At 58.2% G+C, this 12,471-nt stretch carries 12 protein-coding genes; 11 read left to right on the forward strand and 1 reads right to left on the reverse strand.

Translation table 11 applies throughout. The annotated features are described in order from the left end of the window. Positions 1-7 precede the first annotated feature (7 nt). Entirely contained in the window at positions 8-388 is a 381-nt protein-coding gene (locus K0H48_RS27060; protein ID WP_003176922.1) for a RidA family protein, read from the forward strand. Positions 389-444: 56 nt separating this feature from the next. Next, positions 445-1,188 carry a hypothetical protein gene (locus K0H48_RS27065; RefSeq protein ID WP_219270066.1) on the forward strand — a complete coding sequence of 248 codons (744 nt, stop codon included), beginning with the start codon at positions 445-447 and terminating at the stop codon, positions 1,186-1,188. Between the two features lie 124 nt (positions 1,189-1,312). Here the strand turns inward: K0H48_RS27065 and K0H48_RS27070 are convergent, their stop codons facing one another. Further along, entirely contained in the window at positions 1,313-2,164 is an 852-nt protein-coding gene (locus K0H48_RS27070; RefSeq protein WP_219270068.1) for an SDR family oxidoreductase, read from the reverse strand. Positions 2,165-2,353: 189 nt separating this feature from the next. On the opposite strand from K0H48_RS27070, the gene exbB reads away from it, so the two are divergent. The 9 genes from exbB (at position 2,354) to K0H48_RS27115 (ending at position 12,414) form a co-directional block, all read left to right on the forward strand. Beyond that, positions 2,354-3,337, forward strand: a complete 984-nt coding sequence (gene exbB / locus K0H48_RS27075; RefSeq protein WP_138813302.1) for a tonB-system energizer ExbB — start codon at positions 2,354-2,356, stop codon at positions 3,335-3,337. A 6-nt stretch (positions 3,338-3,343) separates the two neighbouring features. Next, positions 3,344-3,769, forward strand: a complete 426-nt coding sequence (gene exbD / locus K0H48_RS27080; RefSeq protein ID WP_003195519.1) for a TonB system transport protein ExbD — start codon at positions 3,344-3,346, stop codon at positions 3,767-3,769. Continuing rightward, on the forward strand, positions 3,766-4,515 hold the full coding sequence (locus tag K0H48_RS27085; RefSeq protein WP_219270070.1) for an energy transducer TonB: 750 nt from the start codon (positions 3,766-3,768) through the stop codon (positions 4,513-4,515). Before exbD ends, K0H48_RS27085 begins: the two co-directional genes overlap by 4 nt. Before the next feature lie 232 nt (positions 4,516-4,747). Further along, positions 4,748-5,668, forward strand: a complete 921-nt coding sequence (locus K0H48_RS27090) for a hydrogen peroxide-inducible genes activator (RefSeq protein ID WP_003213305.1) — start codon at positions 4,748-4,750, stop codon at positions 5,666-5,668. 8 nt (positions 5,669-5,676) lie between these two features. Further along, positions 5,677-7,752 (forward strand): ATP-dependent DNA helicase RecG, encoded by a 2,076-nt coding sequence (gene recG / locus K0H48_RS27095; protein ID WP_138813299.1) that lies wholly within the window; start codon positions 5,677-5,679, stop codon positions 7,750-7,752. A 77-nt stretch (positions 7,753-7,829) separates the two neighbouring features. Beyond that, positions 7,830-9,230 (forward strand): aminoacyl-tRNA deacylase and HDOD domain-containing protein, encoded by a 1,401-nt coding sequence (locus K0H48_RS27100; RefSeq protein ID WP_219270072.1) that lies wholly within the window; start codon positions 7,830-7,832, stop codon positions 9,228-9,230. A 412-nt stretch (positions 9,231-9,642) separates the two neighbouring features. After that, on the forward strand, positions 9,643-10,449 hold the full coding sequence (locus tag K0H48_RS27105; protein WP_219270074.1) for a hypothetical protein: 807 nt from the start codon (positions 9,643-9,645) through the stop codon (positions 10,447-10,449). A 164-nt stretch (positions 10,450-10,613) separates the two neighbouring features. Then, on the forward strand, positions 10,614-11,384 hold the full coding sequence (locus K0H48_RS27110) for a hypothetical protein (RefSeq protein WP_219270076.1): 771 nt from the start codon (positions 10,614-10,616) through the stop codon (positions 11,382-11,384). A gap of 139 nt (positions 11,385-11,523) precedes the next feature. After that, positions 11,524-12,414: a calcium-binding protein gene (locus K0H48_RS27115; RefSeq protein WP_219270078.1), complete on the forward strand. Its 891-nt coding sequence runs from the start codon at positions 11,524-11,526 to the stop codon at positions 12,412-12,414. The last annotated feature ends 57 nt before the right edge of the window (positions 12,415-12,471 follow it).

Genomic DNA, 12,471 nt, shown 5'->3' on the forward strand with positions numbered 1-12,471 from the left:
GCAACTCATGACCAAGACTGTTATCACCAGCGACAAAGCCCCGGCCGCCATTGGCACTTACTCCCAGGCGATCAAAGCCGGCAACACCGTCTACATGTCCGGCCAGATCCCGCTGGACCCAAAGACCATGGAACTGGTTGAAGGCTTCGAAGCACAAACCGTACAAGTCTTCGAAAACCTGAAATCCGTAGCCGAAGCCGCCGGTGGTTCGTTCAAGGACATCGTCAAGCTGAACATCTTCCTCACCGACCTGAGCCACTTCGCCAAGGTCAACGAGATCATGGGCAAGTACTTCGAACAGCCGTACCCAGCCCGCGCCGCCATCGGCGTTGCCGCCCTGCCAAAGGGCGCACAGGTCGAGATGGACGCAATTCTGGTCATCGAGTAAAACACCCGGCGCAGCCTCAACAGGTTGCGCCGACTTCGTTTCAGAAGGATTTCATGATGCGCAAAGCGCTTGTAGCCACTTCGTTGCTCGCCCTGTTGCTCGGCGGCTGCGCCAGCAACCCCGCCGACCTGGATGTAAGCGGCACCTGGATCAACCAGGCCGCCATCAACGCGGCAGCCAAGGGCGGCCCTTTGCGTGAAGCGTTGCAGAGTTTTGGCCCGAACCTCGAATGGGAGGTCAACACCAAGGCTTTGCAGGCGCGCTACTACAACGGTTTTGAAGTCGCCGAAGGCAAGTTGCTCGGCGATAAATCCGGCGCCTGGAGCGTCGAGTTCTACGGCAGCTCCGCCACCGAACTCAAGCGCAAAGGCAAACAACTGCTGCAAGTGGCCAACGACAACGAGCCCGAGCAGTTGTTCGCCCGTGCCAAGGATCCCGCCCCGGAAGGCGCGCCACTGGGTGCCAACTTCGAACGGGCACTGTATGCAGCCTATATGGGCGGCGACTGGAAGATTACCGACGGCACCGGCGATGGCGCCACGGTGCAGTTCCAGGCCGACGGCAAGGTCGCCGGCCTGCCAGGCGTCGACCGCTACTCACTGTGCCTGGCGGGCGACTGCGCCTCCATGAGCGGCGGCTATGACAGCATCTGGCTGCAACTGAATGGCCAGGGCAACCCGTGGATCTTCACGCGCAAGGGCAAGCAGTTGGCGATATACCAAGCGATCAACACCGCCCTGGCTGACGAGGTGCCGCAGTTCACGCCCGGCCCGCGCCAATGGCTGCTTGAGAAGAAATAACAGCAAAATACATATCTCAATGTGGGAGCGGGCTTGCTCGCGAATACGGTGTGTCAGCCAGCATATTCATCGACTGATTCACCGCATTCGCGAGCAAGCCCGCTACCACATTTTTGACCGAGTTTCAGCCTTTCAATATCGCCGCATACCCTTCGCGATAACTCGGGTAGGTCGGCACCCAACCCAACGCCTTCGCCCGGGCATTACTGCACTGCTTACTGCCCGCACGCCGTACGCTGGCGTCATCCGCCCAGTCCGTTACGCCCAGGTATTCACGCAACCAACCGACCACCTCGGCCAATGGCGCCGGGGCGTCGTCGACGCCGATGTAGACCTTGCCCAGCGAGCCGCCCTGCTCTACACGACGCAGCAAAAAGGCCAGCAAACCCGCCGCATCATCCGCGTGAATCCGGTTGCCATATAAAGGCGGATCGATTGCCACGCGATAGCCTTGACGCACTTGGGTCAGCAACCATTCACGACCGGGGCCGTAAATACCGGTCAAGCGCACGATGCTCGCCGGGATGCCGCTATTGAGGGCCACCTGCTCGGCTTCCAGCATGACCTGGCCGGAATAGCCCGTCGCCTTGGTATCAGACGTTTCGTCGACCCATTCGCCGTTCTGCTGGCCATAAACACTGCTGCTGGAAACAAACAGCAGGTGCTTGGGCTCCTGGCCGTAATCACTCAGCCACTCCAACACATGCTGCAACCCTTGCACATACGCTGCTCGATAACCGGCCTCATCGTGGTCGGTGGCGGCTGCGCAATACACCAGGTAATCCACCCCACCGATCGGCCAGGTGTCAGGGCAATCCTTTTTAAACAGGTCGCCGGCAATGCCGATCACGCCATCGGGAAGCTTTGAAATATCACGGCGCAGGCCATGAACCTCCCAATTCGCGGCGAGTAATTGGCTAGCCAGCCGACTACCCACATCGCCGCAACCGGCAATCACAACAGAAGGCGCAGACATCATAAAACTCCGTTCTCAAAGGTCTAGATTAGCCTTCGCAGATGACGAGCGGCCAGAAAAAGCACAAATAAAGTTACTGTATTACTTCTGTTAACAAGAATTACTTGCAATAATAACCGCCCATTTGTCCTCGACCCCCAAGGGTCTGGCAGGACGATCACTCATTTTTTTCTCTCAGGTCCGGCCAGCATGACACGTAATACAAACCCCGCTTCGCCAACCAAGCTTCACAGCCCTTCCCGCGCCTGGCGTGCGATTGCTGCGCTGCTGTTCAGCGTACTGCTGGCACCGACCGCCGCCTTCGCTGATGCCACCGCCCCAGCTGCACCGGCTGCTGCCGAGCACACTGGCGCCACGCCAGCCGCTCCTGTTGCTGCGCCGGTTGCCACCGACCCGGCCCAGGCTGCAGGCGACGTCGCACCGGCCGACGAAACCGGTGTAGTGCTGGAAGAAGACAACAGCCTGGGCATGGCCCACGACCTGTCGCCGTGGGGCATGTACCAGAACGCTGACGTGGTGGTAAAAGCCGTGATGATCGGCCTGGCCATCGCCTCGATCATCACCTGGACCATCTGGATCGCCAAGGGCTTCGAGCTGCTGGGCGCCAAGCGCCGCCTGCGTACTGAGATCGTCCACCTGAAAAAAGCCACCACCCTCAAGGAAGCCAGCGACACCGCGACCAAGAAGGGCACCCTGGCCAACCTGCTGGTACACGACGCGCTGGAAGAAATGCGCCTGTCGGTCAATACCCGCGAAAAAGAAGGCATCAAGGAACGCGTCAGCTTCCGCCTCGAGCGCCTGGTTGCAGCCTGTGGCCGTAACATGAGCAGCGGCACCGGCGTGCTGGCTACCATCGGTTCCACCGCACCGTTTGTCGGCCTGTTCGGCACCGTGTGGGGCATCATGAACAGCTTCATCGGCATCGCCAAAACCCAGACCACCAACCTCGCCGTCGTCGCTCCCGGCATTGCCGAAGCCCTGCTGGCAACCGCCCTGGGCCTGGTTGCAGCAATCCCTGCGGTGGTGATCTACAACGTTTTCGCCCGTTCGATTGCCGGCTACAAGGCCCAGGTATCGGACGCGTCGGCAGAAGTCCTGCTGCTGGTGAGCCGCGACCTCGATCACCTGCCTACCGAGCGCAGCTCGCAACCGCACATGGTGAAAGTGGGGTAATCGGCCATGGGCCTGCATTTGAATCAAGGCGACGACGAGCTCGTCGAGAACCACGAGATCAACGTCACGCCGTTTATCGACGTAATGCTCGTGCTGCTGATCATCTTCATGGTGGCCGCTCCGCTGGCGACCGTGGATATCAAGGTCGACCTGCCCGCGTCCAGCGCCAAGCCTGCGCCGCGGCCGGAGAAGCCGATTTTCCTCAGCGTCAAGGCGGACCAACGCCTGTTCCTGGGCGAAGAAGAAGTCAAAGCTGAAACCTTGGGCCCGGTGCTCGACGCCAAGACCCAAGGTAAAAAAGACACGACGATCTTCTTCCAGGCCGACAAAGGCGTGGACTACGGCGACCTGATGAGCGTGATGGATGCCCTGCGGGCAGCCGGCTACCTCAAGGTAGGCCTGGTCGGACTAGAGACGGCAGCCAAGAAATGATCACGACGCGCCACAAACTGACGCGTTATGGCACCAGCCTCGCCGTCGTGCTGGGCGTGCATGCCGTCGCGATCATCATCGCGCTCCAATGGTCCGCGCCGCACCCGGTAACGTTGCCACCGGCGGCCATGGTCATCGACCTGGCGCCAATGCCTGCACCGCCGCCGCCGGCGCCGCCCAAGGTTGTCACGCCGCCGCAGCCGCCTGCACCCGTGGAAGAGCTGCCTTTGCCGAAACTGGCCGAGGCGCCCAAGCCAACGATCCAGGTGCCCAAGCCGGTCAAACCCAAACCCAAACCTCAGCCGCCCAAACCGGTGGAGAAGAAACCCGAGCCGCCCAAGGAAAAACCTTCCGAAGAGCCGCCGAGCGAATCGCCACAGAACAATGCGCCGGCTGAAAAATCGGCTCAACCGACTCCTGGCCCGTCGCCACAACAGATCGCGGCGAAAGCGTCCTGGGAAGGCACTCTGCTGGCGCACCTGCAGAAGTACAAGAAGTACCCGCCAGGTGCCCAACAGCGTGGCAAGGAAGGTTTGAACCGCCTGCGCTTTGTGGTCGATGCCGAAGGCAATGTGCTGTCCTACGAGCTGGTGGGCCGCTCCGGCAACGCCGACCTGGACCGTGCGACCCTGGACATGATCCGTCGTGCCCAGCCACTGCCCAAGCCACCGGCCGACATGCTGAAAGGCGGCAGCGTCGAAATCGTCGCGCCATTTGTTTACAACATTGAGAAGCGCCGCCGGTAAGCGGCAAACGGGAACCAGCTTGTGTGGGAGCTGGCTTGCCTGCGATGCAGACACCTTGGTCTATAAGTGATACCGAGGTGATCCTATCGCAGGCAAGCCAGCTCCCACATTTGGTTTCATCACTTCAGCAAAATCCTCAACATTCCCCGCTCAATCCCCATCAAAGTTCTGATAACGTGCGTCTATCGATTGCAGCCGGTATGCTTGGCCCGCAACCTCATGGACGCCCGCTATGACTCTTACAGAATTACGCTACATCGTGACCCTCGCCCAAGAGCAGCACTTCGGCCACGCGGCCGAGCGTTGCCATGTCAGCCAGCCGACGCTGTCGGTGGGTGTGAAAAAGCTTGAAGACGAACTCGGTGTGCTGATTTTCGAGCGCAGCAAGAGCGCCGTGCGCCTGACTCCAGTGGGCGAAGGTATCGTCGCCCAGGCGCAAAAAGTGCTGGAACAAGCCCAAAGCATTCGCGAACTGGCCCAGGCCGGCAAGAACCAGCTGACCGCACCGCTCAAAGTCGGCGCCATCTACACCGTCGGCCCGTACCTGTTCCCGCACCTGATTCCGCAACTGCACCGCGTTGCGCCGCAGATGCCGCTGTATATCGAAGAAAACTTCACCCACGTACTGCGCGACAAACTGCGCAATGGCGAGTTGGACGCGATCATCATCGCCCTGCCGTTCAACGAAGCAGACGTGTTGACCCTGCCACTCTACGATGAGCCGTTCTACGTGCTGATGCCGGCCTCCCACCCGTGGACGCAAAAAGACACCATCGACGCCGGCTTGCTCAACGACAAGAGCCTGCTGCTGCTCGGTGAAGGCCACTGCTTCCGCGACCAGGTACTGGAAGCCTGCCCGACCCTGACCAAGGGCAACGACGGCGCCAAACACACCACCGTGGAATCCAGCTCCCTGGAAACCATCCGTCACATGGTTGCGTCGGGCCTGGGCATTTCGATTCTGCCGCTGTCGGCTGTAGACAGCCATCACTACGCCCCTGGCGTAATCGCTGTACGCCCTCTCACGCCGCCGGTGCCGTTCCGTACCGTGGCGATTGCCTGGCGCGCCAGTTTTCCACGCCCCAAAGCCATTGAAATCCTGGCCGACTCGATCCGACTGTGTTCGGTGGCCAAGCCGCCTGCTGCGAGCTAAGTAGACGTATGACTGAGCTGTCGCAGGTGTCGGTGACGGCACTTAAAGGTGTCGGTGAAGCCATGGCCGAGAAGTTGGCCAAGGTCGGCCTGGAAAACCTCCAGGACGTGCTGTTCCACCTGCCCCTGCGTTACCAGGACCGCACGCGCGTCGTGCCCATCGGGCACTTGCGCCCTGGGCAGGATGCAGTGGTCGAAGGCACCGTCAGCGGCGCCGACGTGGTGATGGGCAAGCGCCGCAGTTTAGTTGTACGCCTGCAGGACGGCACCGGCGGCCTTAGCCTGCGCTTCTACCATTTCAGCAACGCGCAAAAGGACGGCCTTAAGCGCGGTACCCGCGTGCGTTGCTATGGCGAAGCACGCCCCGGCGCCTCCGGCCTGGAAATCTACCACCCGGAGTACCGTGCCATCACGGGTGACGAGCCGCCGCCGGTCGACACCACGCTCACGCCGATCTACCCGCTGACCGAAGGCCTGACTCAGCAACGCCTGCGCCAGCTGTGTATGCAAACGCTAACGATGCTCGGCCCCAAAAGCCTGCCCGACTGGTTACCTCTGGAGCTGGCGCGCGACTACCAACTGGCGCCGCTGGACGATGCGATTCGCTACCTGCATAACCCACCCGCCGACGCTGACGTCGACGAACTCGCACTGGGCCACCATTGGGCTCAGCATCGTCTGGCCTTCGAAGAACTGCTGACGCATCAACTGTCCCAGCAGCGCCTGCGCGAAAGCATGCGCTCCCTGCGCGCGCCGGCGATGCCCAAGGCCACGCGGCTGCCTGCGCAATACCTGGCCAACCTTGGCTTTGCACCCACCGGCGCGCAGCAACGCGTAGGTAATGAAATCGCCTACGACCTCAGCCAGCACGAACCCATGTTGCGGTTGATCCAGGGCGATGTGGGTGCGGGCAAGACCGTGGTCGCCGCCCTCGCCGCCTTGCAGGCATTGGAAGCTGGTTACCAGGTGGCGCTGATGGCGCCTACCGAAATCCTCGCCGAGCAGCACTTCATCACCTTCAAGCGTTGGCTCGAACCCTTGGGCCTGGAAGTGGCGTGGCTGGCCGGCAAGCTCAAGGGCAAGGTCCGCGCCGCAGCGCTGGAACAGATCGCGGGGGGCGCGCCGATGGTGGTGGGTACCCACGCGCTGTTCCAGGACGAAGTGCAGTTCAAGAACCTCGCCCTGGTGATCATCGACGAACAGCACCGCTTTGGCGTGCAACAGCGCCTGGCCCTGCGCCAGAAAGGCGTGGGCGGCCGGATGAATCCGCACCAGTTGATCATGACCGCCACACCGATCCCACGCACCCTGGCGATGAGCGCCTACGCCGACCTCGACACTTCGATTCTCGATGAGCTGCCGCCCGGCCGTACGCCGGTCAACACCGTGCTGGTCACCGACACGCGCCGCGTAGAAGTGATCGAGCGCGTGCGCGGCGCCTGCGCCGAAGGCCGCCAGGCGTACTGGGTCTGCACGCTGATCGAAGAATCCGAAGAGCTGACCTGCCAGGCCGCCGAGACCACGTTTGAGGACCTTACCAGCGCCCTGGGCGAGCTGAAGGTCGGGCTGATTCACGGGCGCATGAAGCCTGCAGAAAAAGCCGCAGTGATGGCCGAGTTTAAAGCTGGCAACCTGCAACTGCTGGTGGCAACCACCGTGATTGAAGTCGGCGTGGACGTGCCCAACGCCAGCCTGATGATCATCGAAAACCCCGAGCGCCTGGGCCTGGCCCAACTGCACCAACTGCGCGGCCGTGTCGGCCGGGGCAGCGCCGCCAGCCACTGCGTGCTGCTGTACCATCCGCCGCTGTCGCAGATCGGCCGTCAGCGCCTGGGCATCATGCGCGAGACCAACGACGGTTTTATCATCGCCGAAAAAGACCTCGAACTGCGCGGCCCCGGCGAAATGCTTGGCACACGCCAGACCGGCTTGCTGCAATTCAAGGTCGCCGACCTGATGCGCGATGCCGACTTGCTGCCTGCCGTGCGTGATGCGGCGCAAGCGCTGCTGGAGCGTTGGCCCGAGCATGTCAGCCCCTTGCTGGATCGCTGGCTCAGGCATGGGCAGCAATACGGCCAAGTGTGACGCCTGACTCACTTATCCAACCAACAGTTGTATCAAGCTGGTTATACTTCGATGACTGTACGAAATTGGATCAGGCCATGTCAGAAGTTGCCCTCGCCACAGCCCCACTGACCGCCCCGCCGGTCATTCGGGCTCTGCTCGCAAAGCTCGCCATCCCCTACACGGAAGTGACCGAAGACGCCGGCCTGAATCCCGCACGAAAGGTCCAGGCGGTACTGCTGGAAGATGCCGTGGGCGCACTCATGGTGCTGTTCCCGCAGAGCCAGTTGCTCGACCTCAACCGCCTGGCTGAACTCACCGGCCGCCGTCTCACGGCCGTGTCGCCGGACCGCATCGAGCGCATGCTGGCCAAACATGACCTGAGCTTGTTGCCGGGCCTGCCGGTCCTGACCAGCTCGCCGTGCCTGTATGAAGGCAGCCTGCTCAGCGAGCCAAGCCTGTTGGTACATTCCGGTGAAGCCGGGCTACTGCTGGAAATCGCCAGCAGCGATTTCAAGAGCATGCTCACCAAGGCCAGCGCCGGGCACTTCGGCGAGCCGCTGAGCAACATCCGCCCCAACCTCGACCGCCCAAACGATGACCGCGAGGAAATCACCCAGGCAATGCAGGCGTTCACCGCCCGCCGAATCCAGCAGCGCCTGGAAGCGACCATCGAGATTCCGCCGCTGGCCGACACCGCGCAGAAAATCATCAAACTGCGCGTCGACCCCAACGCCACCATCGATGACATCACCAGCGTCGTCGAAACCGACCCGGCCCTCGCTGCCCAAGTGGTGAGCTGGGCAGCGTCGCCGTACTACGCCTCGCCGGGCAAGATTCGTTCAGTGGAAGACGCCATCGTGCGCGTGCTGGGCTTTGATCTGGTGATCAACCTGGCACTCGGCCTGGCCCTGGGCAAAACCCTGAGCCTGCCCAAGGATCATCCACACCAGTCCACGCCTTACTGGCACCAGTCGATCTACACCGCCGCCGTCATCGAAGGCCTGACCCGCGCCATGCCGCGCGCCCAGCGCCCGGAAGCTGGCCTGACTTATCTGGCCGGCCTGTTGCACAACTTCGGTTACCTGCTGCTGGCCCACGTGTTCCCGCCGCACTTCTCGCTGATTTGCCGTCACTTGGAGGTCAACCCGCACCTGTGCCACAGCTATGTCGAGCAGCACCTGCTGGGCATCAGCCGCGAGCAGATCGGCGCCTGGCTGATGCGCTACTGGGACATGCCGGACGAACTGTCCACCGCCCTGCGCTTTCAGCACGACCCGACCTATGACGGGCAATATGCTGAATATCCGAACCTGGTGTGCTTGGCGGTACGTTTGCTGCGCAGTCGTGGAATTGGTTCCGGGCCGGATGAGGCGATACCCGACGCACTGATCGAACGTTTGGGCTTGAGCCGGGAAAAGGCTGAAGAAGTGGTCGACAAAGTACTGGATGCGGAAGTGCTGTTGCGCGAGCTGGCGTCTCAATTCAGCCAGGGCTGAAACTGTGGACGGTTACACGCTATCGCAGCATTGCTGCGACGGATCCCTTCGGCCTGGCTGAAGCACTAAGCTCTTCATTTATCTCGGGGTCCCATTTCCCCGAGGTTGATGAAAACACCCAACCATTGCAGATGCACGCCAAAGTTATACTTTGAAACTATCATTCAACTTAATAGTTTGCATCTCATTTCAAGAGACCCATTAAACGCATTACACCACCATCCCCCACGGATAAACAGCTGTTACTTTTTGAAGTCAAAATCGCCAGACAACAAATAGTTTTTTGACTAACATCTTTTCCTGTACACACAATTAAGTTAACTCACTCACCGCTCCCCATTTCGACACTCAAGCGTTTCGAACGAGTTAACCAAAACAAGTAACAAGTTACAACTTGTACAGGAATCAAATTATGATGATCGCCTCCAGTTCTTTCTCGTCCCTGTATGATATTTTTGCCGCAGCCACAAACGCAAATCAGCCTACAGCAAAGTCCAAGGACGTAAAAATAGAATATTCTCACACCCCTTTTACCGACACCGCAGAAATCAATGTAACGGGTGGTAAGTCCAACATCAGAATATCCGAAGATATTAATGGCGCATTTATTGCCAACATCAATGATGTCCTCTACGACCTGGGAATAGACAACAAAAGAACCAATGCAATAAAAATCAATACTGATAGTTTCGACGACACGATAATATTTGAAGATGGCGTCAAGGTTAAGGCCTATATTCATTCAGGGGCCGGTAACGACTATGTAAGAACAGGCGACCGCCGCAGTAGAGTAGACGCGGGGGACGGCGACAACGAGGTGCACTTGGGCGTCGAAGGCGGAACGGCGCGAGGCGGGAACGGTAATGACAAGCTGTACGGGGGAGGTATGTGGAATACGCTAGAGGGTGGAAGTGGAAATAATACTTTGTCCACAAGCCCGGACGCGCGCTCCACAACTTATATAACATCTGCTGGAGCAACGGATACGGTATCGGCTCTCGCTGGCATCGTAGATATTAAAGTGTCGGGCGGCGCCGACATTCACATCGCCGGCGGTCTTGAAAAACTCAGCATTTCGTTGGGTCAAAGCTCAACGGGCTCCACTATTACTTTGGATGACCCTCAGGACCTTCACAAGCTCCAACATATTCAGTCTGACTTCAAAATTCTTGGCAGCGTCCCTGACAAAGATGCGTTGCGGGTCAGACAAGACACATGAAGTTGCTAATACCCCCTTAGGGGTTCGCCCCTTGGCAACATCAACAACAGATTATTCTCAGGCAATCTCCACTGCACATACAACCACAGCAAGACCAGACTCACGGCTCAATCAGCTCCTGCTATTGAGACTTTCTATACCTTAATTAAATTTGGAACTCTCTTATGACCACCATCTCACCCTTCGCATTCACGCTCCTTCCAGCGCACTACCATCAGCCCAAGCCCATACAGAAAAGCCCGGTAACCATCATTCACGATGGAGATTCAAATGGTCAAATCGTCAACATCATAATCACTGATCGGCGGGCCGACATCAGGATTAACAAAGCTATTGACGGAAACCTCGTTGCAGTTATAAACGGCAGGCCACACGCGCTGGGTATACCAAACTCTGAACGTCATACCGTCAACATCACTACAGGCCACTACAATGATGATATAACCATCGATGACAATGTTATGACTTCAGTCCACGTAAAATCAGGAAGCGGTAGCGATTTTATAAAAACTGGAGGTGGCTTTGCTAACGTGGACGCCGGAAAGGGCGATGACCAAGTACAGCTCAGCACGGGTGGCGGGCATGCACACGGCGGGGCTGGCGACGACAAACTGTTTGGCGGCTCTGGCGATAGCAGGCTTTACGGTGACACGGGTGAAAACTACTTTTTCACCGATATAGCTGCACACGCACCCAAACTGACTCAAATATACTCATCGGGGACCAATGACAGAATACGCGCCCAAGCCGGCCAGGTGAACGTTACCGTTTACAGTGGAAAACCCAAAATTGATGTATTTCCAGATGCATCAGTTACCGTTGATCTTTATTCAAGCTCTGGCGGTTCTGAAATTAAGATTAAGAACAGTCATCTCAGGCCAAACAACGTCATCATTCCTAGGCTACGGAATACTGTTACCATTGTTGAAGATTAAATCAACTCTCCTCCATAGCAGTCGTTCGGGGCTCTTGCTGCCCCGACAGCCGACAACATTTAGCGAAGGCACCATCGCGCTTGATTAGTCCACATAAAGGGCGCAGGTAAAACCACATAATTAGCTCTGGATTCTGCTTATGTCTATTACATCCACCTCCCAAAACTTTATAACTAGCAATCCTATTATCTCCTACCCGCAACCTACAGCTACTGAGCCTTCTATAAATGTAAACGGCACTCTCACACCTCGCAGGGATCAATATGGCTCAGTATTGGTTGTAACGACTCCGGACCCAGGGGTACCCATAAACGTTATCGGCCGCGCCTATCACCCCGCCTCCGACATTAAAATTTACACAGGACACGTGGATGATAAGATCGATATAAAAGTTATGAATGATCGCGTAGTAGCTATTATCAATGGGCAAGCCGTCAACTTGGACATCAATGCTTCTAACTCCGACGGCAACCAAGGCAAACTGTTCATAGATAGCGGCGGCGGTGATGACAATGTAACGATAGGTCCTGACGTCAAGGTCAATGTAACCATTCACACTGGCCCAGGCAAAGACACCGTGAGCACGGGAGGCGGCTACGCTCAAGTACATCTGGGCGACGGCAATGATACCGGCAAGCTAGGCTCTGGCGGGGGAGAATTACACGGTGAAAACGGAGATGATATTTTAACAGGCGGTACAGGCAGTAATTTTATTAATGGTGGCGCGGGAAAAAACACCATAATGGGTGGTAAACCCAGCGACTCATCTCGAACGGCGATATCAGCCGTAGGAACAAGCGACACTATCATAGGCCGCTCTGACGACACGTATATTCAGACCAAGGCTCAATTCACAGTTATAAAACTTTACAGGCAATTTGATACCGAAGTCGATATTCATGAAACTGCCGGAAACACCGAAACCAATGAATATAAGAGCCGGCAACACGAGGCCGATGGAGATATACGGTTTTCAGGCAGATTCGACCCAACCAAAGACCGTCGAATACGCGTGAACCTAGAGGACTAACGGTCTCCTTACGCAGGCTCTCCTCGGGGCCTTCAGTGCCCCCGAGGACTCCAAAAA

The organism is Pseudomonas sp. Xaverov 259 (assembly GCF_019352915.1).
GTDB lineage: Bacteria > Pseudomonadota > Gammaproteobacteria > Pseudomonadales > Pseudomonadaceae > Aquipseudomonas.

Excerpts from the sequence above, each read along its gene's own strand:
- K0H48_RS27060 (WP_003176922.1), top strand. The coding sequence starts at position 8 with ATGACCAAGACTGTTATCACCAGCGACAAAGCCCCGGCCGCCATTGGC.
- K0H48_RS27065 (WP_219270066.1), top strand. The coding sequence starts at position 445 with ATGCGCAAAGCGCTTGTAGCCACTTCGTTGCTCGCCCTGTTGCTCGGC.
- K0H48_RS27070 (WP_219270068.1), bottom strand. The coding sequence starts at position 2,164 with ATGTCTGCGCCTTCTGTTGTGATTGCCGGTTGCGGCGATGTGGGTAGT.
- exbB (WP_138813302.1), top strand. The coding sequence starts at position 2,354 with ATGACACGTAATACAAACCCCGCTTCGCCAACCAAGCTTCACAGCCCT.
- exbD (WP_003195519.1), top strand. The coding sequence starts at position 3,344 with ATGGGCCTGCATTTGAATCAAGGCGACGACGAGCTCGTCGAGAACCAC.
- K0H48_RS27085 (WP_219270070.1), top strand. The coding sequence starts at position 3,766 with ATGATCACGACGCGCCACAAACTGACGCGTTATGGCACCAGCCTCGCC.
- K0H48_RS27090 (WP_003213305.1), top strand. The coding sequence starts at position 4,748 with ATGACTCTTACAGAATTACGCTACATCGTGACCCTCGCCCAAGAGCAG.
- recG (WP_138813299.1), top strand. The coding sequence starts at position 5,677 with ATGACTGAGCTGTCGCAGGTGTCGGTGACGGCACTTAAAGGTGTCGGT.
- K0H48_RS27100 (WP_219270072.1), top strand. The coding sequence starts at position 7,830 with ATGTCAGAAGTTGCCCTCGCCACAGCCCCACTGACCGCCCCGCCGGTC.
- K0H48_RS27105 (WP_219270074.1), top strand. The coding sequence starts at position 9,643 with ATGATGATCGCCTCCAGTTCTTTCTCGTCCCTGTATGATATTTTTGCC.
- K0H48_RS27110 (WP_219270076.1), top strand. The coding sequence starts at position 10,614 with ATGACCACCATCTCACCCTTCGCATTCACGCTCCTTCCAGCGCACTAC.
- K0H48_RS27115 (WP_219270078.1), top strand. The coding sequence starts at position 11,524 with ATGTCTATTACATCCACCTCCCAAAACTTTATAACTAGCAATCCTATT.